This is a genomic window from Trichormus sp. NMC-1 (genome assembly GCF_001858025.1).
In the GTDB taxonomy this organism is placed as follows: Bacteria; Cyanobacteriota; Cyanobacteriia; order Cyanobacteriales; family Nostocaceae; genus Anabaena.
On record NZ_LZQD01000003.1, the window covers coordinates 76954 to 102805 of the forward strand.

General features: G+C 38.3%; 22 protein-coding genes and 1 other RNA gene. 19 read left to right on the forward strand and 4 right to left on the reverse strand.

What is annotated here, in order from left to right; genetic code table 11:
• Window positions 1–144: 144 nt before the first annotated feature.
• On the reverse strand, window positions 145–1476 hold the full coding sequence (locus tag A9Y75_RS11720) for a hypothetical protein (RefSeq protein ID WP_071189749.1): 1332 nt from the start codon (window positions 1474–1476) through the stop codon (window positions 145–147).
• Between the two features lie 294 nt (window positions 1477–1770).
• Between A9Y75_RS11720 and A9Y75_RS11725 the strand changes: the two genes are divergently transcribed.
• From A9Y75_RS11725 to A9Y75_RS11735, 3 genes are all read left to right on the forward strand, one after another.
• Window positions 1771–3243, forward strand: a complete 1473-nt coding sequence (locus tag A9Y75_RS11725) for a leucyl aminopeptidase (protein ID WP_071189750.1) — start codon at window positions 1771–1773, stop codon at window positions 3241–3243.
• Window positions 3244–3430: 187 nt separating this feature from the next.
• Window positions 3431–3757 carry a DUF433 domain-containing protein gene (locus tag A9Y75_RS11730; RefSeq protein WP_071189751.1) on the forward strand — a complete coding sequence of 109 codons (327 nt, stop codon included), beginning with the start codon at window positions 3431–3433 and terminating at the stop codon, window positions 3755–3757.
• Window positions 3741–4076 carry a DUF5615 family PIN-like protein gene (locus A9Y75_RS11735; RefSeq protein ID WP_071189752.1) on the forward strand — a complete coding sequence of 112 codons (336 nt, stop codon included), beginning with the start codon at window positions 3741–3743 and terminating at the stop codon, window positions 4074–4076. Before A9Y75_RS11730 ends, A9Y75_RS11735 begins: the two co-directional genes overlap by 17 nt.
• Window positions 4077–4234: 158 nt before the next feature.
• On the opposite strand, the gene A9Y75_RS11740 is transcribed toward A9Y75_RS11735, so the two are convergent.
• Window positions 4235–4759 carry a hypothetical protein gene (locus A9Y75_RS11740; protein WP_071189753.1) on the reverse strand — a complete coding sequence of 175 codons (525 nt, stop codon included), beginning with the start codon at window positions 4757–4759 and terminating at the stop codon, window positions 4235–4237.
• Window positions 4760–4830: 71 nt separating this feature from the next.
• Complete coding sequence (locus A9Y75_RS11745) at window positions 4831–5514, reverse strand: US12 family protein (protein WP_071189754.1); 684 nt, start codon at window positions 5512–5514, stop codon at window positions 4831–4833.
• Between the two features lie 241 nt (window positions 5515–5755).
• Between A9Y75_RS11745 and A9Y75_RS11750 the strand changes: the two genes are divergently transcribed.
• From A9Y75_RS11750 to A9Y75_RS11800, 11 genes are all read left to right on the forward strand, one after another.
• On the forward strand, window positions 5756–7135 hold the full coding sequence (locus tag A9Y75_RS11750; protein WP_236721384.1) for an NB-ARC domain-containing protein: 1380 nt from the start codon (window positions 5756–5758) through the stop codon (window positions 7133–7135).
• Between the two features lie 21 nt (window positions 7136–7156).
• Complete coding sequence (locus A9Y75_RS11755) at window positions 7157–8008, forward strand: DUF4351 domain-containing protein (protein WP_071189755.1); 852 nt, start codon at window positions 7157–7159, stop codon at window positions 8006–8008.
• A 269-nt stretch (window positions 8009–8277) separates the two neighbouring features.
• A complete protein-coding gene (plsX, locus tag A9Y75_RS11760) occupies window positions 8278–9303 on the forward strand; it encodes a phosphate acyltransferase PlsX (protein WP_071189756.1) in 1026 nt (341 codons plus the stop codon).
• Window positions 9304–9648: 345 nt separating this feature from the next.
• The gene (locus A9Y75_RS11765; RefSeq protein ID WP_236721385.1) at window positions 9649–10686 is read left to right on the forward strand and encodes a beta-ketoacyl-ACP synthase III; all 1038 of its coding nucleotides are present in this window, start codon (window positions 9649–9651) and stop codon (window positions 10684–10686) included.
• Window positions 10687–10763: 77 nt separating this feature from the next.
• Window positions 10764–11645, forward strand: coding sequence for an ACP S-malonyltransferase (gene fabD, locus A9Y75_RS11770; protein ID WP_071189757.1), 882 nt, complete (start codon window positions 10764–10766; stop codon window positions 11643–11645).
• 60 nt (window positions 11646–11705) lie between these two features.
• On the forward strand, window positions 11706–12080 hold the full coding sequence (locus A9Y75_RS11775) for a DUF433 domain-containing protein (RefSeq protein ID WP_177176164.1): 375 nt from the start codon (window positions 11706–11708) through the stop codon (window positions 12078–12080).
• Window positions 12077–12469 (forward strand): DUF5615 family PIN-like protein, encoded by a 393-nt coding sequence (locus A9Y75_RS11780; RefSeq protein ID WP_071189759.1) that lies wholly within the window; start codon window positions 12077–12079, stop codon window positions 12467–12469. The genes A9Y75_RS11775 and A9Y75_RS11780 overlap by 4 nt, the downstream gene beginning before the upstream one ends.
• 200 nt (window positions 12470–12669) lie before the next feature.
• Complete coding sequence (locus tag A9Y75_RS11785; protein WP_071189760.1) at window positions 12670–13788, forward strand: fatty acid desaturase; 1119 nt, start codon at window positions 12670–12672, stop codon at window positions 13786–13788.
• A 269-nt stretch (window positions 13789–14057) separates the two neighbouring features.
• Window positions 14058–14771, forward strand: a complete 714-nt coding sequence (locus A9Y75_RS11790) for a PspA/IM30 family protein (protein WP_071189761.1) — start codon at window positions 14058–14060, stop codon at window positions 14769–14771.
• Between the two features lie 10 nt (window positions 14772–14781).
• Window positions 14782–15648, forward strand: coding sequence for a phosphate ABC transporter substrate-binding protein (locus A9Y75_RS11795; protein ID WP_071189762.1), 867 nt, complete (start codon window positions 14782–14784; stop codon window positions 15646–15648).
• Between the two features lie 241 nt (window positions 15649–15889).
• A complete protein-coding gene (locus A9Y75_RS11800) occupies window positions 15890–16528 on the forward strand; it encodes a lysophospholipid acyltransferase family protein (protein WP_071189763.1) in 639 nt (212 codons plus the stop codon).
• 550 nt (window positions 16529–17078) lie between these two features.
• Here the strand turns inward: A9Y75_RS11800 and A9Y75_RS11805 are convergent.
• Entirely contained in the window at window positions 17079–18179 is a 1101-nt protein-coding gene (locus A9Y75_RS11805; RefSeq protein WP_071189764.1) for an MraY family glycosyltransferase, read from the reverse strand.
• A 158-nt stretch (window positions 18180–18337) separates the two neighbouring features.
• Between A9Y75_RS11805 and groL the strand changes: the two genes are divergently transcribed.
• The 5 genes from groL to A9Y75_RS11830 all read left to right on the forward strand — a co-directional run bounded on the left by groL (window position 18338) and on the right by A9Y75_RS11830 (window position 25798).
• Entirely contained in the window at window positions 18338–20029 is a 1692-nt protein-coding gene (groL, locus tag A9Y75_RS11810) for a chaperonin GroEL (protein ID WP_071190125.1), read from the forward strand.
• A gap of 456 nt (window positions 20030–20485) precedes the next feature.
• Window positions 20486–21628 carry a magnesium/cobalt transporter CorA gene (corA, locus tag A9Y75_RS11815; RefSeq protein ID WP_071189765.1) on the forward strand — a complete coding sequence of 381 codons (1143 nt, stop codon included), beginning with the start codon at window positions 20486–20488 and terminating at the stop codon, window positions 21626–21628.
• A gap of 60 nt (window positions 21629–21688) precedes the next feature.
• Window positions 21689–22405, forward strand: coding sequence for a hypothetical protein (locus A9Y75_RS11820; RefSeq protein ID WP_071189766.1), 717 nt, complete (start codon window positions 21689–21691; stop codon window positions 22403–22405).
• Between the two features lie 48 nt (window positions 22406–22453).
• Window positions 22454–22821: RNase P RNA component class A (rnpB, locus tag A9Y75_RS11825), an RNA gene on the forward strand.
• 229 nt (window positions 22822–23050) lie between these two features.
• Entirely contained in the window at window positions 23051–25798 is a 2748-nt protein-coding gene (locus tag A9Y75_RS11830; protein ID WP_071189767.1) for a DNA methyltransferase, read from the forward strand.
• Window positions 25799–25852: the final 54 nt, after the last annotated feature.

Below are 25852 nucleotides of genomic sequence, written 5' to 3' on the forward strand. Positions count from 1 at the left end.
ACTTACATTCATTTTCTAATTACAGCCATTTTCAGGTAAATAAACCACATTCTTTTCTCATGCTCCAGACGCAGAAGTACAAAGAGAAATCAACAGTCTGGTCTAAATACATAAAAATTGCTGTAAGCAAGACCTCAGCCTTTGTTAAAAGCTGACAATATCCAGTTGACTGATACTATTAATTTCCGCAATCGAATTATAGTTCCAGCTATTTTCAAATACTAATCTTTCCTCACGTCTGTTTTGAGAATCGTAGCGAATTTCTGTGACAAACTTTATTTCTGACCTCGATAAGTCAATATTATTTAGTCGCAGTTTGTTAAATTCTATTACCTCTGGAGTTAAAAAGTATTTGTTTCCTTTCTTGGCAATCTGTCTTGCTCCTGTACTGTTGTAAAATTGCACCCAACGATTGTTTTGACGAGCGTAGATTGTGTAGACTACATTTGCGTATTTAGTAACTGGTTTTTCTAGGATATCTAGATGTAGAACGAAGGCTCTTTGATTGGAATTAACTAACCTGCCTACTTTGAAGAAGCAATTCCAGTCTTTGCTCCTAAACGCTTTTGATGAGTAACGATTGTTTACTGGACGGTATTCGCGTCTGCGATCATCATCGTCATCATCACGTCTGCGATAGTTATTGTTATCATCATAATCCTTTTTGGTATTTCTGTAACTGACTTTCGTTAGCTGACTGATACTACTAATTTCTGTAATTGAACTATAGTTCCACACATCTTCAAATACTAATCTTTGGTCTCGTTTGTTGTTGGAATCGTAGCGAATTTCCGTGACAAACCTTAAGTCTGATCTCGACCAATCAAGATTACCTACCCGCAGTTTGTTAAATTCTATTACCTCTGGGGTCAAGGAGAATTTTCCTCCCTTCTTTTCAATTAGCCTTGCTCCGGTACTGCTATAAAATTGCACCCAACGATTGTTTTGACGAGCGTAGACTGTGTAGACTACATTTGCGTATTTAGTAACTGGTTTTTCTAAAATATCTAGGTGTATGACCAATGCCTTACGGTTGGAATTAACTAACCTTCCTACTTTGAAGAAGCAATTCCAATCTCTGATTCGATATAATTTTGATGAACGATGATATCCTCGCCTGTAATTGTCACCTCTGCGATAATTATCACGGTCATCATCATTGTCATAACGTCTGCGATTATTTCTACGATCATCGTCATCATCGTCATCATCACCTCGGCGACGATTATTGTTATCATCATCTTTATCTTTTTTAGACAGGAGAAAATTTGATTCTTCTCCTGTCAACTGATTTATAAATGAGTAGTTTTTTTGCTGTGGTTCACCAACAGTTTTATCTTGTTTATCTTGTATATCTGCTATTTGAGTTGTTAAAGAGAGAACTTGAGAGGGAACAGAGACAGCAGCTATTACGGATAGGCTTGTAACTGTTAAAACATCTTTGCAAAACAAAGTGAAGGAAGACTTATGTGACATTGAAATCCTTTTGTGACGTGGTTAGTCAGCTAAATTACTTGATTTTGATTTTTTCTATGACTTAATGCATAGTGATAAGTTCCCAAGTCTGTGTAACTTTCTACACTTCTTAGCAGTTGCAAAGACACACAGGTTACTTTAAATACACATATGCGTAAATTGCACTTTTTGACCATCTACCCATAGATTTAATCTACAAGACATGGAAGCGAGTAGTCATAACACCCTTTCCCATGATTCTGAAATTTTGAGCAATACTGGTACAAGAAGCACGGTTTACAGAACATTACAAAAATGACGATTCAACCTAGCGATAAGGCTTTATTAGATTGGAGTGGTGATACTTTAGCGATCGCCTTATTCGAAGACGCAGTAGAATTAACTGGTGAGTTGGCAGCTTTAGATCAGAAATTCGCAGGCATCTTAAAAGAACTGATTGCCGAAGAAGAATTTACTGGTAAAGTCAATAGCACCATTTTTACGCGGGTAGGTGCTGGAAACAATGTGCGGAAATTGATTTTGGTCGGTTTAGGTAAACCAGACGCGCTGAAACTAGAAACTTTACGCCGTGTTGCGGCTACAATAGCGCGAACTGCCAAAAAGCAAAAAACCAAAACTCTGGGAATTAGTTTACCAGTATTTAACAACGATCCCGCCGCAACGGCTCAAGCCATAACCGAAGGTACACAACTGGCACTTTACCAAGATACGCGCTTTAAATCTGAGCCAGAAGATAAAACTCCCAATATCGAAACAATCGATTTACTAGGATTAACTGGACAAGAAGCAGCCATAACCCGCGCGGAACAAATTGTTTCCGGGGTAATTTTAGCACGGCAGTTAGTAGCAGCCCCAGCTAACGCCGTTACACCTATCACTATGGCAGAAACTGCCCAAGCGATCGCTGCTGAACACGGTTTGCAACTGGAAATCCTGGAAAAAGAAGAATGTGAAAAATTAGGTATGGGTGCATTTTTAGGAGTCGCCCAAGCTTCTGATTTACCCCCGAAATTTATTCACCTCATCTACAAACCAGCCACCACACCCAAACGCAAATTAGCAATTATCGGTAAAGGTTTAACCTTTGACTCTGGTGGGTTGAACATTAAAGGCGCTGGTAGCGGTATCGAAACCATGAAAATAGACATGGGTGGTGCAGCGGCAACTTTAGGCGCAGCCAAAGTTATTGGACAATTAAAACCAGATGTGGAAGTTCACTTTATCTCTGCCGTTACTGAAAATATGATTAGCGGTAAGGCCATGCACCCTGGAGATGTCCTTACCGCATCTAATGGCAAAACAATCGAAGTCAACAACACCGATGCTGAAGGGCGTTTAACCCTGGCTGATGCCTTGGTATATGCCGATAAATTGGGAGTAGATGCGATCGTTGATTTAGCAACTCTCACAGGTGCTTGTGTAGTGGCTTTGGGTGATGATATCGCCGGTTTATTTACACCTGATGATGCTGTCGCTTCCCAATTGGAAACAGCCTCTGAAAGTGCCGGTGAGAAAATTTGGCGGATGCCAATGGAAGACAAATATTTTGAAGGGTTAAAATCGGGTATTGCCGACATGAAAAACACCGGACCCCGTTATGGTGGTTCCATTACAGCTGCCCTTTTCCTCAAGCAATTTGTGAAAGATACCCCCTGGGCGCATTTAGATATTGCCGGTCCCGTTTGGACAGATAAGGAAAATGGCTACAACGGCGCAGGTGCAACCGGTTTTGGTGTCAGGACTTTGGTTAGTTGGGTTTTAGGTTAGTTTAATTATTTCTCGTTCCCATACTCTGTATGGGAATGAATTAAGGTTCTGCTTTGGGTGATATCCAAGGTAGAATCTTTTTTTGTTCAGGTTATTTATGTTGAATAATTGAAGCGAAAATATTAATTTTTATATGATAAAATATAAGATGATTTTACCAATTCATGAAAATTGAAAATCACAGTTTATGAATACTCTATCTGTTAGCAAAGAACACATAGTGATTACCCCTGGAGTATGTGGAGGAAAACCGCGTATTGCTGGACATCGAATTAAGGTTCAAGATATTGTCATTTGGCATGAAAGGATGGGAATGTCACCTGATGAAATTGTTTATCAATATCCTAGTATTTCTCTCGCAGATGTTTATGCAGCTTTAACCTATTACCATGATCACAGAGAAAAAATTAGACAACAAATTGAAGAGGGAGAAGCTTTTGCCAAACAATTACAAGGTAATAAACCATCTTTAGTTGAAAAAATATTAAAGGGTGAAAATGTCAAACAAGATTAAGTTTCACCTTGATGAAAATGTTGGTAATGCAATAGCTAACGGTTTGAGAATTAGAGGAGTTGATGTGACAACTTCCCCAGAAGAAAAGTTAATTGGTGAATCTGATGAACAACAATTAGCTTTTGCTGTTTCTCAAAAACGAGTCATTTTTACCTTTGATGATGATTTTCTAAGTTTAGCTGCTACAGGAATTGAACATTGTGGTATTATTTATGCTCGCCAAAAACGTCAGTCAATTGGAAAAGTTATTAGTGATTTAGTTTTAGTTTGGGAATGTTTAGAACCTGAATATATGTACAATAATATTGAATTTTTGTAGTTGAGTTAATAAAATTGTAGTTGGGGTTAAGGAGTAGATTTTTTCAAAAAACGGTAATTTAGGGGTTTAGCATTCCTTAATGGTGTCAACTTAACCGAAAAATGCCTTATCTGTTAGCTTCCACACCCGCCATGAAATGAATTATGGCTGACTGTTCCTTATCTTCCTCTTGGTCTTTTTTCTGCATCTGTTAAAGGTCTTTCGTTTAGAGTATTACGACTTTTGTCAAAAATATAAGCTGCTACATTTTGATTAGATTGATCACGGAATATAATTTCTGTAGTTCCAGTTTTTGGATCATCAAAAATATGATGATGGACATGAAAAGAGTTACCAGCTAATGGTCTTATTTCAAAGTTTTTATTATCTTGACGAGTAATCTTAACATGAATTATTTCACCATTAGGTAATCTGTAGTTTACTACAAATTGTGTGGACTTTTCTCCAGTTTCAGGGTCTTCTTCTGACTCAACAAAAGTATTTCTATTCATGAAGTTCATAAGATCACTTGCTGACTTCATAGGTATTGGTGTCAATTCCCGACCAGATGCAGTTTCTCTGACAAGTAGTAGTCCTCTATATGTGTCCCACATAAAGTCATACGTTCCTGGTTTTACTCCAGGTATATGTGAAAAAATCGGACTTTCTTCAGTAATAGTACGAGTAATCCAACAATCTTTCATGGTTTTTGTGATAAAAAAGAAAAATTTGTTTTATATTTGTAACTGGATAAAATTCAAAAACAGAATTAGCCTTAAAATATTGATTCAAAAAGCATCGTAGCTAATTCTTCCATTTCTTCTTCTGTTAGAATATCTTTTGGTCTTGCTCCAGGATTTTCTCTTAATTTCAGAAGAATCTGTTCACGAATTGATAAAAATTCACGAATTTCTTTTTTCTCTTCTTCTTTAATTTGCTCCCTTTCAAGCCTTTTTAATTGTTCTTCTTGTTGATGAATTAGTTTTTTTTCATATTCTTTTAATAATTCTTCTGATGTCTTTTTTTCAATCTCTTCTTTAATTTTATTTGGAATTTTTTGATTTGGTTTTTTATATCTGGGTTTATGAGATTGCTGAAATTTCGGTAGTCTAATTCCTACCATTGCTAGACTCATACCAAAAATTGCAAAACATAACCAAAAACCCATAACAAGATAAGTTATAATGGGAAATAACCACCAGTACCAACCTGGATGTTTATCATTACGTCCGCGAAGAGAATCTAATCCTAAACCAACTAAACCAAAGATACAAACTACTATTGGAACTGCAATTAATACTTGAACATCAAAAGATGATCCTGAACTTAAAGCTATGATAGCTACAATTACATCTATAACCAACCCCAAACTGATCCAGCTATAAAGAACTCTGACATTAAACCTAAAGTTCTCAGTGATTGGACCTGGAGTAACAAAAGTGAGAATCTTCTCAAGCATAATTAATTATTTTACCCTTAAAATTTATTTGCTTGCGAATTAATCAGCTATAGTCGGCAATTTTTGATTTGTCTTGTTTGATGTTAAGCAGTCTAAATCATCTTGTTTGAACCATTACAGATAAAAATCCTTTATTTCCTACCCAATTTTGTAAAAAAATATTAATCTAAACCCTCAAAACCCCTTGATTTTCTAACCCCAGACTAGGCTAAAATAGCTACAAGCGTTACTACACCTAGTTATGATAACTGTTACAGAAGTGTTACAAGTAGTGGATGAGCTAGTCTTTAAACACACGGGAAACCACCTAACTGACTTACAACGAAGTGCTGTTCACGGCATTTGGCAAGGTAAAATTTATAGTGAAATTGCTGATGAATTTGGTTATGAAAGCGAAAATCATGTTGGAAATGTAAGTCGTGAATTATATAAAATCTTGTCTAAAGAATTAGGTGAAGATGTAACTAAATCTAATTTTTGTTGGTCTATAGAAAGAATAGGTAATTCATTTAATCCACAGCTTATTGGAATAGGAATAAAAAATCATGTTAATTGGTGTCCTAACAATAAAGATACTCAAAAAACAGAAGTTAATAAAGAAGATAAAATTAAACAAATAACAACCTATATAAACCTCAAACAATCCCCAAAAATCACCCATTTATACGGACGCACCAACGAACTAGCAACCCTATCAAAATGGATAGAAAACCCCAGAACTCGCTTAATATCCATCTTAGGAATTGCAGGTATTGGTAAAACCTCCCTTGTTAGACACTTCATTGATACTCACACCATAACCTTTGATGCAGTTATCTGGAAAAATATTAAACTATCTAACTCCTTAAACTCTATCCTTACAGAAATTATCACCGAATTAAATGTAAATAACGAAGATATAAATACCAATAACTTATTAAAACAATCCTTAGAATTGTTCAATCAGAAACGCTGCTTAATTATTCTCGATAACCTAGAAGAAATATTTACACTTCAACAATATGCAGGAAAATATAAACCTGAATATCAAGATTATCAAACATTCCTGCAAATGATTACAGAAATTGAACATCAAAGTTCTATTATTTTAATTAGTCAGGAAAAATGCCAAGAAATGATATCTTTAGACGATGAACTTTATCCTAGTCATTGTTTAGAATTATCAGGATTAGGTAATGCAGCTACAGAAATATTAAAAAACCAAGGATTGAAAAATCAGGAAGCTTGGTTAGACTTAATTAACTTATATGAAAGTCATCCTCGATACTTACAATATATTAGCACTTTAATCAAAGATGTATTTCAGGGTGAAGTTTCTGAATTCCTCCAAGAACAATGTTTGATATTAACCGAAGATATTAAAACCCAACTTGATTTAACTTGGATGAAACTAACAGAGGTGGAAAAACAGATTTTATTAAAAATAAGTCAAAATCCTCAATCTGTATCTAGACATGATATCAAAAACTCCTTATCATTATCATCAACGGATATAATTAATGGGTTACAATCATTAACTAGAAGATATTTATTAACCAAACTAGAAAGTAATGAAAAATCATTTCATATTTCATCCGCATTCAAAGAATATTTAAAACAGCTTGATGATAGTAATAATTAAAGAGTAAACAGGGTATAAATTGTGAGTTTTGATAATGTTTGTAAAATCCTAGCCGAAAAATATCCTCTTGATTTTGCCAACTGGTTATTACCTGAAGCAGTCGAAAAAATCAAAGTCTTAAAAACAGAACTCAGTATAGAACCAATTCGCGCAGATTCTGTTATATTGCTGCAAACGAAAAACCGAATCCTACATCTAGAATTTCAAACCAACACCAAATCAGAAACTCCCATTCCCTTAAGAATGTTGGATTATTTTGTCAGATTAGTTAGACAATATAATCTACCTGTTACCCAAGTGGTGATTTTCTTACAAGAAACAAGTAATGAAATCGCATTTACCGAAGCTTATATTGATGAAATGACAAATCATCGCTATCGAGTCATCCGAATGTGGGAACAAGATTCAGATTTCTTTCTCAATAACCCAGCATTACTTCCATTAGCGCCATTAACAAGAACAAATTCCGCACCAGAGTTATTATCCCAAGTAGCCACAGAAATTGCTAAAATTACAGATGTACCAGCCAGACAGAATACTGCTGCTTACACAGAGATTTTAGCAGGTTTACGATTCGAGAAAAATCTAATTCGTCAATTATTGAGCGAGGATATTATGCAAGAATCTGTAATTTATCAGGATATTTTGCAAAAGGGTGAACAGAAAGGAGAAAAGATAGGAGAACGAAAAGAAGCTTTCCGTTTCTTGAATCGTCAGTTAAATCGCCGTTTTGGTGAAATAGATTCATTCATAGTTGAAAGGATTCGCTTATTATCTACCGAACAATTAGAAGCACTAGGAGAAGAATTTTTAGACTTTTCAGAAGTATCTGATTTAGTTACTTGGTTAGATTCACAAATTCCCAGAAGTTGATAATATTTTTCCAGATTCCCGATTTTTGCAAAAATCGGGAATATTTAAGTTTTCATTCTAGACTGTGGTATTAGTAAAATTACCCAATAACTAATAGTGCCGACAAGACTGTCTTATGATACCTTATAAGCGTATATTAATAATAATACGTTTAGCAGCGGTGCTTGTTTCCAGAAAAAAGTCCATTTTCTTAATGCTTTTTTGGGAATTTTTAATTGTTAAGTATTGCAATCTGATAAAATTTGTAAGGTTTCTTTGAGCTAGGAGCAATGGGATCGACTGGTGTAAGGATCGCAATTGACGCAATGGGGGGAGATCATGCACCCGCTGAAATCGTCTCTGGCGCACTGCGAGCGCGGGAAGAATTGGGTGTAAAAATATTATTGGTGGGTGATCCACAGCAAATTGAGGCTGCAATGCCGCCAAAAACAAATATGGCGGGTTTAGAGATTGTTCCTGCTGAGGAAACGATCGCTATGGATGAGGAACCGATCACCGCTGTTAGACGCAAACGTAAGGCTTCCATCAATGTAGCGATGGATTTAGTCAAAAACCAGCAAGCAGATGCAGTATTCTCTGCGGGTCACTCTGGGGCAGCAATGGCATCAGCGTTACTCCGCTTAGGGCGATTACCAGGAATTGATCGCCCCGCTATTGGGACAGTATTTCCCACAATCGTTGCAGGCAAACCAGTAATGATACTTGATGTCGGCGCTAATGTAGACTGCCGTCCTAAGTTTTTAGAACAGTTTGCTGTCATGGGATCGATTTATAGTCAATATGTTTTGGGAACACCTGAACCCAAAATAGGTTTATTGAATATTGGCGAAGAAGATACTAAAGGTAATGAAGTAGCTCTCCGCGCCCACCAACTCTTAAGGGAAAATACCCAAATTAATTTTACTGGCAATGCCGAAGGACGAGATGTCCTCTCTGGTGAATTTGATGTAATTGTTTGCGATGGCTTTGTGGGTAATATTTTATTAAAATTTGCCGAAGCCGTGGGCGGAGTAATTCTGCAAATTTTGCGGGAAGAACTACCCCAAGGTTTACATGGTCAAATTGGCACGGCAATTTTAAAACCCAACCTCAAGCGCGTTAAACAGCGCATGGATCACGCCGAACATGGAGGTGCATTACTTTTAGGCGTAGACGGAATTTGTTTTATCGGTCATGGTAGTTCCCAAGCGCCGTCAATTTTTAGTGCGATTCGCATGGCCAAAGAAGCTGTAGACAATCAGGTACTGCAAAGACTTCAGTCCCAATATCAAATCCTACAGAGTGAAAGCGATTAGCCTTCTCTAGGAAACGCTACGCGAACAGCCATAGTCATTTGTCATTGGTCATTCAATTTTGGATTTGGGATTTTAGATTTAGGATGAACCATTGAAAAATTAATTTCATTTTCAAAACAGGTTTTCTTTATTAATCTAAAATCTCCCCTCTAAAATCTAAAATTGGCACGGTCACTAGTACAACACGGCGTAAGTTAAGCAACCATTAAAAATACCGAAAAAGCCTGTTTAATCTACTTTATTTAATTTTTAATTGTTAATTTTTAATTCCGCCCTGCGGTACTAGTCATTAGTATTAGTTACTTATCTTGATAAAAACGACAACTGACACATGACAACTGACACATGACAACTGACAAAAATGCTGAAGCTTATAGGAGATTAAGAGTGCCAATATTCAACGGTGTAGCAATTACAGGCAGTGGGTCGGCAGTACCAACAACTACCCTAGATAATGAATTACTAACTCAACTGGTAGAAACATCAGATGAGTGGATTACCACAAGAACAGGAATTAGTCAACGGCGGTTAGCATTGCCACCTGAGTCATTAACTTCACTTGCTACTACTGCTAGTCAGCAGGCTATTGCCGCCGCAGGAATTAATCCAGAGGATATTGATTTAATTTTGCTGGCAACTTCTACCCCAGACGATTTATTTGGTAATGCTTGCCGCATTCAAGCTGAATTAGGCGCTGTCAAAGCAGTCGCTTTTGACTTAACAGCAGCTTGTTCAGGCTTTGTATTTGGACTAGTCACAGCAGCCCAATACATTAGAACAGGTGTTTATCAAAATGTACTGTTGATAGGGGGAGATATCCTCTCTCGTTGGGTAGATTGGCAAGATCGGCGCACTTGTGTATTGTTCGGCGATGGTGCAGGGGCAGTAGTTTTGCAGGCCAATAAGAGCGATCGCTTATTAGGATTTTCTCTTAAAAGTGACGGTACTCAAAATCATTATCTCAACCTCGGTTATGACGGTTCTGCCCAAGAACTTAGTCCAGGTATAAATGTAACCAAGGGAACTTACCAACCTATCAGCATGAACGGCAAAGAAGTTTATCGCTTTGCTGTCCAAAAAGTCCCAGAAGTTATAGACAAAGCCTTATTTGCAGCTGATCTCACCGTTGACCACATAGATTGGCTCGTATTACATCAAGCAAATCAGCGGATACTGAACTCTGTCGCTGATCGCTTAAATATTCCAGAACATAAAGTAATCAGTAACGTTGCCAAATACGGCAACACCTCTGCCGCTTCTATTCCTATAGCTTTAGATGAAGCAGTGCGAGCAGGAAAAATTAAAACCAATGATATCATTGCTACCTCCGGCTTTGGAGCAGGTCTAACCTGGGGTGCAGCAATTTTTCAATGGGGAAGGTAAAGAGGCAGGGGAGGGAATTTCTTGCCCAATGACCAATTACCTTTTCCCCAATGACCAATGACTAATAACTAATGACAATGACTAAAACTGCATGGGTGTTTCCCGGACAAGGTTCGCAAACCTTAGGCATGGGAATGGATCTACTAGAAATACCATCTGCTCAAGAAAAATTTGCCCAAGCTGAGGCAATTTTAGGCTGGTCTGTCGTCGATATCTGTAAACACGACGAAGAAAAATTAGCACGCACACTCTATACTCAACCGATTCTTTACGTAGTAGAAAGCATTATCGCTGATATTCTCCGAGAACGGGGGCAGCAACCAGATTTAGTTGCTGGTCATAGTTTAGGAGAATACATAGCCCTTTATATTGCTGGCGTTTTTGATTGGTCTACGGGCTTACACTTAGTTAAACGTCGGGCGGAAATCATGGATAGTTCCGCAGGAGGGATGATGGCCGCACTGATGAACTTTGACCGCGAACAATTAGAAAAAGTCATTAGCGATACACCTAATGTAGTCCTAGCAAATGATAACAGTCCGGCTCAAGTCGTCATTTCTGGGACTCCAGATGGTGTACAGGCTGTAATGTCGCAAGTCAAAGCCAAGCGTGCTATCCCCTTAAAAGTTTCAGGAGCATTTCACTCACATTTAATGACAGCTGCTGCCACTGAATTCCAAGAAATTCTGGACTCAGTGATTTTTCAGTCAGCAATTTTTCCCGTTTTATCTAATGTAGACCCAGTTCCAGAAACTGATGCGGAAATTTTAAAACAGCGGCTTTCTCAACAAATGACAGGTTCAGTTCGCTGGCGAGAAATTTCTCTGCAATTACCAGAAAATGGAATTGAGCGAGTTGTAGAAATTGGTCCTGGTAATGTTTTAACAGGTTTGATAAAACGTACTGCTGCTGGCTTAATTTTAGAAAACATTCGTAATGCTGCTGAGTTACCTGTTTAGGGTAAATTCATTCACAATTAAATTAGGGTCAACAGAAACAATTTCTAGGAGATGATGGATATGACAACCGTATCCAATGAACAATCAGGTATCATTCGGACAGAAAGAGGACTGATGATAACCGGAACTCGTATTACCTTGTACGATGTGATGGACTATTTAAAAGCCCAATATCCATCCAAGTTGATTCGTGAAAAGCTCGGACTCAATGATGAGCAAGTTAACTTGGCTTTAGCTTACATAGATGCTCATTCTGCGGAAATAGAAACTGAGTATCAAGAATTTCTCCAAACAGCAGAGGAAATTCGACAGTATTGGCAAGAACAAAACCGCGAACGATTTGCCAAAATAGCAGCTATGCCTACTAAAATTGGTCAGGAAGCTCTGCGTGCGAAACTGCAATCGTGGAAAGAGCGCATTACATCCCAATCATGAATTTCCTAATTGACTATAATTTGACAGGGAACGCGGTTTTATTCTGGGGAACACTTGCAGCAGAAGGTTGGGTTGATCTCTTGTCAATTCGCTTTTTCACTTTCAAACAAATTGGATTAGCAACAGATAGTAGTGACCGAATTGTGTGGCAATTTGCTCAAGCAAACCAAATGATTCTGATTACAGCTAATCGCAATATGAAAGGATCTGATTCCCTAGAGCAAATGATTCGTGAGGAAAATATAGCAACTTCACTACCAATTCTCACTATTGGAAATCCTGATCGATTCGATGAGCGTGGTTATAGAGAAAGATGTGCTGCTCGTCTAGTAGATATTTTATTAGATATTGAAAACTATATGGGAGCAGGTAGAATCTTTATTCCTTGAAGTTTTTGGTGTTGTGGACTAACGATTTCAATATCATAAAAAAGTTCTGTTGCCTATTTTTTGTCTAAAGATTTACTTGATTAATTCCAGTAATTTGTGAAGAGTATCAGTAAGATAACGCCAAAAAAATCAACCTTAAACTTCCTGCAAATTTCTCCAAAATCAGCTTAATAACTATTCAAACAAAACTAGAAATATTCATGAATACAGTTGAAAAAACAATTTGGATGACGCAAGCTGATTATGCTAAAAAGCTGCGTCCTTTACTGCCAGCAGAGGCATTTCTACCTGATACCAATAAAGTCTGGATTCTGTTAATTAATCTAGCAATTTTAGGGCTGGGTTGGGGAATTGCTAATCACCTTGATAAATGGAATTGGTATTTTCTCTGGCTTTATTTGCCACTAGCATTAGTGATGGGTAATAGTGTGATTGTTCTCCTTTTTAGTACCCATGATTTGCTCCACAGCCGCAGCATTAAAAATCCCCGGTTGAGACAAGTAATTAGTCTGCTGGGATTAACAATGTTATGGATGCCACCAACTTTGTGGAAGGCAGTACACAATCGAGAACATCACAATAAAACCAATTCCTTGCAAGATCCAGATCGCAATTATTTAGATAGCCAATCTAAAACTTGGGGTAAATGGATTCAGAATGCTTTTGTGCCGTCAGCTGAGGTAAATCCTATTTTATTGACTATCGGTATGGGTCATGCTTGGGGAATTCACGCATTTCGTAATCTCACATCAGTTTTGTTGTTTAACAATGGTAAAGCGCAATATCCTGTGGTAGCTTTTACAGTTAGTGGTAAGGAACGACGTGCGATCGCTCTAGAATTATTAATTATGGTCGGAATCCATGCAAGCATCTTAACTTACCTAGAATTTCATCCCGTTAAACTTCTTCTGGGCTACTTTTTACCAATTTGGATAGGCTATGCAGGGCTGATATTTTATATCTATACCAATCATATGGTATGTAAAATGACAAGTGTAAATGATCCTCTGATTAATAGTCTCTCTATTCGAGTTCCTAAAATATTTGATGTTTTACATTTTAACTTTTCTTACCACACAGAACATCACATTTTTCCTGGCATAAATTCAGATTACGCGCCAATGGTGCAAGAATTACTACAAACACATTACCCTGAACGTTTCAATTTGTTAAATGCTGGCCAAGCATGGCAATTGATGCTGCAAACCCCTCGTCATTACAAAGATGACAACACTTTCACAGACTGGTCTGGAAACAAGTCCGTGGAATGTCCAATTCTATGCACAAATCATCTCACTGATGATAGTAATCCTCAATAAATATCTGGTGATAAATAATGTGGAGACTTTCTCAGGAACTTCTCTACAAGAATTTTAGAAGATGCAAATTTAAATTTCATCCCTGTCTAATAATAGGTTTGGCTAACGAAAAAGTTTTGCCTAAAATCATAATTATGCAATTTACAGGCGTGACAGCTTAATATAAGTTTTTGCGAAATACCTGAAAAAGTTGACAGAAGACTGGTGTATGTGTCTATATTAAGGTAAAAATATTACCATAACCATCCTCACTGAAATAACTTTGGGTTATGAAAAAAGCTGTCTACTGGATAATGGGTGAAAGGGCAGGGCGAACCATAGTTGGGACTTGGAACTGGTTATGGGGAATGCCTGTCGAGTCTGGTGGTAAAGTGGCTGTAGCAGTTGCTGAAGAATCTTTACAGTCAATGCAAGAAGCAGTGCAGAAACTGGCTGGAGCAGTTGCGGCTCAAGAAGGTGCTTATAAAACCGCCAAGAATAAATATGAGACAAAAGTTAAAGAATTCAAAACCCTAGAGCAACAAGCGATGATTGCTCAAAATGGTGGCAATGAAGAAGCAGCGCGAATGGCCATGAGTAAAGCCATTCAAACAGAGCAAATCTTGCCCAAACTAGAGGAAATGGTTAAACAGGCAGAAATGGCAGTAAAAGCTTCTAAAGATAAACTCAACCGTGAGCGCATGAAGCTAGAAAGCTATAAAGCTGATATGCAGAATATGAAAGATATGTCAGAGGTAAATGAAGCTCTGGCAATGATAGCCAAAGTCAATAATGAATTTGACATTGGTTCCGCTAAAAGTGACTTTGAAAAAGCTAAAGGTGCAGTTGAGCGTCGGAATTTAAAGACAGAAGCTTTAGCAGAATTGTCAGAAAATCCAGCAGAAAAACTACAGGCCGAAATCGAAAATATGACATTAGACGACGAAGTTGCCCGTCGTTTGCAAAGGTTACAAGATTCTCTACCCAAACAACTACCAGAATAAATAGGAATTTATGAGTCAGAAAAGCGGACCACCACCTATTGTTTTTATCTTGTTGTTTTTAGGGCTTTTAGGTGGTGGTTACTGGTGGTTTTTCATGCGGAACTCTGCTTCAACCACTACAACTACGACTGGGGCTTTTTCACTACCAACAACAGTAGCCAGCGGCACTACCGTAAAAATAGACGGTTCTACCAGTATGGTGACAATTAACCAAAACCTGAAAAATGGTTTTGAGAAACAGTTTGCGGGTACAAAAGTAGAAGCATTTGGGAATGGAACAGATAAGGGAATTCAGGATCTATTAGCTGGTAAAGTTGATCTGGCCGCAGCTTCCAGACCATTGACAGCACAAGAGCAAAGTCAGGGATTAAAGGCTGTTACTGTAACACAAGATGCGATCGCTCTGATTGTCAGTAAGGCAAATCCTTTCAACCGAGGATTAACCAGCAGCCAAATTGCAGATATTTTTCAGGGAAAAATTAATAATTGGTCAGCAGTGGGTGGTTCACCTGCAACAATCCGCGTTATTAATCGACCGGTAATTAGTGGCACACATCAAACATTTAAAGAATTAGTGCTAAAAGGAGCTAATTTTGGGACAACACCCAACATTACTACACTACAACGAGATGCCACAACTCCCTTAATTCAAGCTTTGGGAACTGATGGTATCGGCTATGCTACCTTTGCTCAGGTTGCTAATCAGCAAACCGTGCGAGTCGTAGCTGTGGATGGTTTGGCTCCAGATACAAGTAATTATCCCTACCAGCGTTCACTGTATTACGTTTATAAAGACCCTGCTAATGTGGGAGTGCAAGCATTCCTAGGCTATGCAAGTTCGCCCCAAGGTCAGCAAGCTTTAACATTAGGAAACTAGTACAGCACGGCGTAAATAAACCAACCATTCTAAATCTCCAACAATCTTATGCTGTCTTCGTTTTGACTTTTGACTTTTGACTTTTGACTTTTGACTTCCGCCCTGCGGTACTAGTGTAGAAGAAATAGGAAGTTATGATCTGGGAGAATGCTCCCAGTTAAAGGTTAAAATGAATTCTGACTGCTGAATTCTGACTGCTGAATTCTGACTTTTGTATTCTGTTTGATTTATATTATTTTCTGTGACTAGAACTCGTGAACCCTTAATTAGTTTGGCACTGTATCACGCCTTTAAATGGTCAGTGGTTAGTCCCATGCTGCATACTTACTTTAGTATCAAGATTTATGGCGTGGAAAACGTCCCTCAAACAGGCCCATTGCTAGTAGTCAGCAATCATGCTAGTTACTTTGACCCACCAATTGTTTCTAGTTGTGTACGTCGTCCCGTCGCCTACATGGCTAAAGAAGAATTATTTAAAGTTCCAGTTTTAGCACAAGCAATTAAATTATACGGTGCTTACCCGGTCAGTCGGGGAAGTGCTGATCGGACTGCAATCCGTTCTGCTTTAGAATGTCTTGATAATGGCTGGGCTGTGGGCGTTTTTTTAGAAGGGACTCGTACCCCAGATGGTCGCATTACTGACCCCAAAAGAGGAGCCGCACTACTAGCAGCCAAGGCAAAAGTACCTTTTTTACCCGTAAGTTTATGGGGTACTGACAAGATTTTACAACCAGGTTCATCACTTCCCCGTTCAGTTCCCCTGACTGTCAGAATTGGTAAATTAATTGATGCTCCTAGTTCCACTAATAAACAAGAATTGGAGACATTGACACAAAAATGTGCATCTGTGATTAATGAAATGCACGATTTAGGGCGATAATACCAATTTTAGATTTTCGATTTTCCAGTAAGTGAATCACATTGTTGATCTCACACTTATGAGAAATAAAGAGATGAAAATGCCGCAGTTATAGCAATTATCAAGGTGTTACAAGTAGTCGGACAAAATTAAATTCATTTGTGGAGAGAGGGAACTCTTAACAGGGAAAGGGGAACAGAAAAACAATGCGTGTAATTAATTTTGTCGGGGTAAGTAGCTTGGCGCAATTAAATATAAAACCTCTCTCCAAACCTCTCCCCTTGTAGGGGAGAGGCTTTGACTCCCACTTCCCTGGTAGGGAAGGGGGCTGGGGGGGTTAGGTCTATATTATATTTTTTAACGCCCACCTACTTACTTTCCAATTCACTTAGGGAACACCAAAAAATAAATTACCCAAAAATCGTAGGGTGGGTTAGGACGGTAGTCCGTAACCCACCATAAATTTAGGGGATAATGGTGGGTTACGCTGCGCTAACCCACCCTACAAATGAATCTCCCCATCTCCCCGTCACCGCGTCTGTCCATTTGTATCAATCATATAAAAAGAGAGTTAAGAGTTCCCTGCTCCCTGTTCCCTACTGTATATTCGTTGCCAGACAGTAAAAGCCAAAAGCAAAATGATACTACTGGCACAGGCCATCATCACCGGCAAACTCATCCCTTGTACTCTCATTGCCGACAGATTAAAAAACAAGGTAATTGACCACAATGTAAAAGCGGCGTGACGTTGGGATAATCCCCAAGCTAACAAGCGGTGATGTAAATGGTCTTTACCGGGAGTACTGAGAGGGTTTTTTCCTGCCAAGAGTCGCCGGATAAACACCTGAGTAGTATCTAAAACTGGCAACAGCAGAAATAAAACCGTGGGGATCAGAGCATAAACAGTATTTTGTTGAAGTTTGCCTAAAATACTAGTTGCTGCTAGTACATAACCGAAAAAATATGCTCCAGCATCACCCATGATGATGCGCGACGGGTGGAAATTATGGCGCAAAAAGCCTAGTGCTGCACCCGCCAAAGCTGCCAAAACTAAAGTAGCCGCCGCCCGATTATTAAATTGGGCAGAAACCGCTAACAAACTCATGGCGGTAATAAAGCTAATTCCTCCTGCCAAACCATCCATACCGTCCATTAAGTTAATAGCATTGGTAATACCTACAACCCACAATACTGTCAACGCCATCGACAGCAGCGAATCAATAGGAGTACCAAAAAAAACTTTGATGCTGATACCATTGGCAACCAGCAACAGTGCTGTTGTAATCTGCGCCCACAAACGGACAGAAGGGGGTAAGCCAAATTGGTCATCAATAAAGCCGACAAGGACTAATATCGACCCTCCTAACAGAATCGTTAAAACTTGAGCTAATACGCCTTGGAGTTCAATAGGACGTAAAAGGCTGGCTAGTACCAAAGCGGCAATAACACCGGCATAGATAGCCAAACCTCCTGCATTAGGTAAAGGTTCTCGATTGAGTCGCCGGGCGTTAGGTTGGTCTGCCCAACCCACCCGCAAAGCAAATTTGCGTATAATTGGCATTAAACGCCACGTTACCAGCCAAGCCAAAAGAAAAGTAAAAACTACTGCCAACCAGCCGGTGCCGCTAGGGTCAGCTATACCAAGGTACTTCAGGGAGTTCTCTAGATTCATCTCCCAATTCCACCATTACTGCCAGTATCTAAAATGAGCATTAACTGTAATATTAATCAATTTTTTATTTGTATCTGTTAAATTCAGTAGCTGAGGCACTTAGCACTCTTTGCCTGTGAGTGCTAAATTGTCTAATGGAAGCGCTAGAGAAATCAAACATGGCCAAGATTATTGCATTTAATGAAGAATCACGACGGTCTTTAGAAAGGGGTATTAACGCCTTGGCTGACGCGGTGAAAATCACCTTGGGGCCAAAAGGTCGTAATGTCCTTTTAGAAAAAAAATTTGGTATACCTCAAATTGTCAACGATGGTATCACTGTTGCCAAAGAAATTGAATTAGAAGATCCTCTGGAAAATACCGGAGCCAGATTAATTCAAGAAGTAGCCTCCAAAACTAAAGATATTGCTGGAGATGGCACTACTACTGCCACGGTCTTAGCACAGGCTATCATTAAGGAAGGCTTAAAGAACGTTGCTGCTGGTACAAACCCCATTAGCTTGAAACGGGGAATTGATAAAACCGTTGAGTTGCTAGTGGCAGAAATTGCCAAAATAGCCAAGCCAGTAGAAGGCAGTGCGATCGCTCAAGTTGCTACAGTTTCTGCTGGTAATGACGAAGAAGTGGGCAATATGCTGGCTCTAGCAATGGAAAAAGTCACCAAAGATGGTGTCATCACCGTTGAAGAATCCAAATCCCTCACAACCGAATTAGAGGTAGTAGAAGGGATGCAAATTGACCGGGGTTACATTTCCCCCTACTTCATCACCAACAACGAACGGATGACGGTGGAGTTTGAAAACGCCCGCATTTTGATCACCGACAAAAAAATCAGCAGCATTCAGGATTTAGTACCTGTATTAGAAAAAGTTGCCCGTGCAGGTCAACCTTTGCTGATCATTGCCGAAGATGTCGATGGAGACGCTTTGGCAACTTTAGTCGTCAATAAAGCACGGGGTGTACTGACGGTTGCAGCAATTAAAGCCCCTGGATTTGGTGAACGCCGCAAAGCTTTATTACAGGATATCGCCATTCTCACAGATGGACAGATGATTTCTGAAGAAATCGGTTTAAGTTTAGATACCGCTACTTTGGAAATGTTGGGTACTGCTCAAAAAATTACCATTGACAAAGAAAATACCACTATTGTCGCAGGTAGCACCACCAAACCAGAAATCCAAAAGCGGATTGCTCAAATTCGCCAGCAGTTAGAAGAAACTGATTCTGACTACGACACAGAAAAATTGCAAGAACGCATCGCCAAATTAGCTGGTGGTGTGGCAGTTATCAAGGTGGGTGCAGCCACAGAAACCGAACTCAAAGACCGCAAACTGCGGATTGAAGACGCACTTAACGCCACCAAAGCTGCGGTTGAAGAAGGTATTGTCCCCGGTGGTGGTACTACCCTGATTTACCTGGCTTCTAAGATAGAAGCAATTAAAAACAGCCTCGATGCAGAAGAAAAGATTGGCGCTGAAATTATCGAAAGAGCGCTAGAAGCTCCTTTACGCCAAATCGCTGACAATGCAGGTGTTGAAGGTTCCGTGATTGTTGCTAAAGTGCGGGAAACTGATATTAACATCGGCTACAACGCTGCTACAGACGAATTTGAAGATTTAATTGCCGCCGGGATCATCGATCCTGCCAAAGTTGTCCGTTCAGCTTTACAAAACGCCGCTTCTATTGCTGGGATGGTCTTAACTACCGAAGCAATTATCGTCGAGAAGCCTGAAAAACAAGCTGCCGCTGCTCCTGATGGTGGCATGGGTGGCATGGGCGGTATGGGCGGTATGGGCGGTATGGGCGGTATGGGCGGCATGGGCGGCATGGGCGGCATGGGTATGTTCTAATCACCACTTCCCCAAATAATTAATTTTTAATTTTTTCTACAGTTTGTCTTGACAAAAAGGCAAACTGTTTTTTATGCGATTCAGAAATTTTGCAGAAACTTATAAATGCTATTATGTCGGCTGTAATACTGCTGACTTCTCACGAGAATTGTAAAAAGCGGTTTTGCTCAAGGTCAATTAAAATAATTCGTAATTCATAATTAAGTTTTGTAATGTAGATTTAGACATTGCCACTTTTAGAAGCTCTTGACTTAGGGAACACCAAAAAATAAATTACCCAAAAATCGTAGGGTAGGTTAGGACGCTAGTCGGTAACCCACCATAAATTTAGGGGATAATGGTGGGTTACGCTGCGCTCTAGCGTTCGCACAGCGTGTGCTTTGCACTTAGCCATGCCCGCAAGGGCTTTACCCACCCTACAAAAACCTTTGATAAATGACTATTAGGTAAAAATGCATGATTAGAAAAATTCACCGTACTTCTAAATTTATTACTAAAAGACATGAGAAAGAATATTATCATCAACCAGGAACTCTGCCAGGCACAATCATCATTGATGAAAATGCTGAACAGCCCATGATTTTTATAATTGACTATAACCAAACTAACTTTATCCGTGAACAAATTACTAACCCTGAAGATTGCCTTAATTACTTGGATACAGAATCTGTTTCTTGGGTAGATGTACAAGGCTTAGGTAATCGAGATGTCTTAGAAAGATTGGGGAAAGTTTTTGATTTACATCCTCTAGTTTTAGAAGATGTGGTCAATATGACAGAGCGTCCCAAAATTGAGGATTATGAAGACCAATTGCTGATTATTGCTCGCATGGTAGTACCGAAGGAAAAAGGCTATGGTTTTTATAGTGAACAAGTCAGTTTAGTATTAGGAAAATATTATTTGCTCACAGTTCAGGAGGAAGCAGAACATGATTGTCTGGAAGGAGTAAGGGTGCGAATTGAGAAAAATAGAGGTATTATTCGCAAACAAGGAGCCGATTATTTAGCTTATTCTTTATTAGATGCCATTATTGATGGCTTTTTTCCCGTATTAGAACTTTATGGAGAGCAAATTGAAGAATTGGAGCAGGAAGTAATTGTTAAACCTACTCCACAAACATTACGAAAAATCTATCAAATTAGACGAGAATTACTGCAATTGCGTCGTGCAATCTGGCCGCAACGGGATGCAATTAATTCTTTAATTAGAGATGGTAGTGAACTAATTACTGATGAAGTGCGAATTTATTTGCGAGACTGTTATGATCATACGGTGCAAGTGATGGATATGGTGGAAACTTACCGAGAACTGACATCTGGATTAATGGATGTCTATCTTTCCGCAGTCAGCAACAAAATGAATGAAATTATGAAACTGCTAACGGTGGTTTCCTCAATTTTTATTCCCCTAACTTTTGTGGCTGGAATATATGGCATGAATTTTAATACTGAAAAATCACCATATAATATGCCTGAACTCAATTGGTATTGGGGTTATCCATTATGCTTGGCATTTATGGCAATGATTGCTGGTCTATTAATATTCTTTTTTTGGCGACGTGGTTGGCTAAATAATTCAGTAGATATTAAGCATGATTAAAAATGCCAACAAAAAAAATTTATAATCAATAAATTAATCTAAGAGTTGAACAGCACATTTATGGCAGTACCAAGCGGCGACCAAAATCTCATTGTTTTGACAATTTATATCCTGGGGGTATATTACACATTCAATCGCATGATTGAATCTATCGACGATATGGTGATGCTAAATTTTCAGAAGGATATTGTCGATAAACAATTAAAAGAACAAAATTTGCAAGATACAGTGGGTATTTCTTTTAAAACAAGTAATTATGGTTTAGATAAGATAGAAACTGATCTGAAAGAGTTATCAATGAGTATTGAAAATAAATCAGAAAGTATTGCCATATACGTTGACTGGGATAATAGTTCTTTTGTGGTTGAGCATACTCAGCAATCCCGTCGAGTGATTCGCAAATCCCCAGATTTAACACGTGATTTAGCCATACCCCAAGTTCCTACTATCATTGCTCCTAAGAAAACTATTTCGGAAAATGTCACCGCAGAAGATGTTTTTCAAAGAGATAAAGAATTAGGTATTTATAAACCAGCATCGCCTTTAATTAATGTTGCTGCTATAAAAAAGAATGATAAGCAAAAGCAGTTATACAAAGACTTCATAGATGGCAAAAAAGATTTGGAATTTTCATTACAACTCGTGCTGCGGATTTCGGAAATGAGAGTCGGTATTGCTCCTGGTATTAATGTTCCTCCAGTGTCAATTATCAATTGTCCCTTTACCATCACCAAGCTATCCTGGACTTACGCTTTACCTTGGAATAAAAAGAAGTAATTCCGATCCAGACACAGATGGCGATCAAAGCGTACACTGGATAAAGAAGAGAGTAGGCGTAGGCAGTTGCAGATCAGTTATCAACACTGGTTTGAGGAAAGTCCGGGCTTCCGAAAGACCAAACTTGCTGGATAACGTCCAGTGCGAGCGATCGTGAGGATAGTGCCACAGAAAGATACCGCCCATCAATTTTAAATTGGTTGGTAAGGGTGCAAAGGTGCGGTAAGAGCGCACCAGCAGCATCGAGAGGTGCTGGCTCGGTAAACCCCGGTTGGGAGCAAGGCCAGAGGAACTATGGTTGGTCTTTTACCAGTTCCGTTAAACAAGAGCCGCTAGAGGTGTCTGGTAACAGGCATCCCAGATAGATAACTGCCCTCGAAAGAGAACAGAACCCGGCTTACTACCGACTCTCTTCTTTAAACGAATTATGGATTTTTTATTTTCCATAGTTCGTTTTTTAGTTTCAGCGATTAGAAATCACCGCTACACAAACTAAGTCCACCTGCGTGGACTAATGAAAAATCAAAAATTTCAAACCCTCGCATCATGCGGGTTGTAGCTGTGTAGACGCGGTTTATAACCGCCCTTGTCATGTTAATTTATGATCACTGAAAACCACTTTTTTTTACTTCAAAATAATCTGCTATGCCATTAAGTTGGAACGAAATCAAAAGCCGAGCAATTGCTTTTTCCCAAGAATGGGAATATGAAACTTCAGAAGATGCCGAAGGAAAGTCATTTTGGGATGGCTTTTTTAATGTTTTTGGTATTTCTCGGCGACGGGTTGCAACATTTGAACAGTCTGTTAAAAAAGCTGATAATAAACAAGGTTTTATTGATTTACTTTGGAAGGGTGTAATTTTAGTAGAGCATAAATCCAGAGGAAAAAGTTTAGATAAAGCCATGCAACAGGCAAAAGATTATTTCCCTGGATTAAAAGAACACGAATTACCAAAATATATTTTAGTCTCAGATTTTCAAAGGTTTAGACTTTACGATTTAGATAATGATATTACCGCAGAGTTTGAACTTAAAGATTTTTTCAATCAGGTGCATTTATTCGGTTTTATTGCTGGATATGAAAAGCGCACTTACAAAGATGAAGATCCTGTAAATATTGAAGCGGCTGAATTAATGGGTAAGCTGCACGATTTATTAGAAGCAGTTGGCTATACAGGTCATGATTTAGAAGTTTATTTAGTGCGGTTGCTTTTTTGTTTATTTGCTGATGATACTGGCATTTTTGATAAAGGTATTTTTTGGGAATATATTGATTTACATACTAAATCCGATGGTAGTGATTTAGCGATGCACATTGCTTCTATCTTTCATATATTAAATACACATCCTGAAAAAAGATTAAAAAATTTAGATACCAATTTAGCTCAGTTCCCTTATGTAAATGGCAAGTTATTTGAAGAAGTTTTACAACCTGCTGCTTTTGATAGCGAAATGCGCGAAATGTTGTTAAAAGCTTGTGCCTTAGATTGGGGTAAGATTTCACCTGCTATTTTTGGTTCGATGTTTCAAGCGGTGATGAATCCAAAGGAACGGCGGAATCTTGGCGCACATTATACGTCTGAAAAGAATATTCAAAAGTTGATTAAGCCTCTTTTTTTAGATGATTTATATACGGAGTTTGAAAGAGTAAAAGGCAGTCGGGGCAAACTTCAAGAATTACATCAAAAAATAGCTGATCTACATTTTTTAGATCCTGCTTGTGGTTGCGGTAATTTCCTGATTATTACTTATCGAGAATTGCGAGATTTAGAAATTAAAATTTTGCGTGAATTGTATAAAAAAGAAGAAGGTTTTATTGATGTTAGAATTTTTATTCAAGTTGACGTAGACCAGTTTGCAGGGATTGAATATGATGAGTTTGCGGTGCGTGTTGCTGAGGTAGCAATGTGGTTAATTGACCATCAAATGAATATCAAGGTTAGTAATGAATTTGGACAATATTTTGTCAGACTTCCATTAACTAAATCCGCTAAAATTGTTCATGGGAACTCTTTACAAATTGATTGGGATAAAGTTGTAGCGAAAGAAAAGTTAAATTTCATTTTAGGAAATCCGCCATTTGTAGGAAAAACTTACCAAGATGCACAACAAAAAGCTGATATGCAAATTGTTTTTGGCAGCCTGAAAAGTGCAGGTTTGTTGGATTATGTCACTGCGTGGTATATCAAAGCTGCTCAGTTTATTCAAAATACAAATATTCGTTGTGCTTTTGTTAGTACAAATTCTATTTCCCAGGGTGAACAGGTTGGTATTCTTTGGCAAGAGCTTTACAGCAATTATAAAATAAAAATACATTTTGCTCATCGTACTTTTAGTTGGAGAAATGAGGCAAAAGGAAATGCTGCTGTACATTGTGTAATTATTGGTTTTGGTTTACAGAATATTGAAAATAAAAGAATTTTTGATTATGTAGATATTAAAGGTGAACCAACAGAACGAAAAGTTAAAAATATTAATCCATATTTAGCAGCAGGAAATGATTTAATTATTTTGAAGAGAAGTAAGCCAATTTGTAGTGTACCTGAAATGATATATGGCAGTAAGCCTACTGATGGTGGAAATTTATTGCTCTCTGATGAAGAAAAGCTGATTATCTTACAAGAAGAACCAAATTCAGAGAAATTTATTAGGCAGTTTTTAGGCTCACAAGAGTTTATTAATGGTATAAAACGCTGGTGTTTATGGTTAATAAATATACAACCCAACGAATTAAAATTAATGCCTCATGTTTTAGAAAGAATTGAAAAAGTTAAACAGATGAGGATGGCAAGTACGAAACTGCCAACGCAAGCTTCAGCCCAAACACCTTATGTTTTTACTGAAATTCGACAACCAGATACAAATTATCTTGCAGTTCCTGAAGTTTCATCTGAAAGAAGGAAGTATATCCCAATCGGTTTTTTAGATTCTAGTATTATTGCAAGTAATAAAATTCAGCTTATCCCTAATGCTACTCTATATCTTTTTGGTATTCTGACTTCGGAAATGCATATTACATGGGTGAAGTCTGTCTGTGGGAGATTAAAAAGTGATTACAGCTATTCAAGTACAATTGTTTATAATAATTATCCATTTCCTGAAAATGTAAATGATAAACAAAAACAGAAAGTAGAAATAGCCGCGCAAGCAGTTTTAGATACAAGATCAAAATATCCTGATAGTAGTTTAGCTGACTTGTATGATCCGCGAACTATGCCGCCAGATTTAGTAAAAGCCCATCAAAATTTAGATAAAGCTGTAGATTTGTGTTATCGTCCGCAGCCATTTGTCAATGAATTAAATCGGATTGAATTTTTGTTTAGTCTATATGAAGCTTTAAATGCACCTTTACTAAAACCAGAGAAAAAGAAAAGAGTGAAAAAAAGTAATTAATTTTTAACCTAAATAGCTAGGGGTTTAGCAATGCTAAACTCCTACAAAAACTTT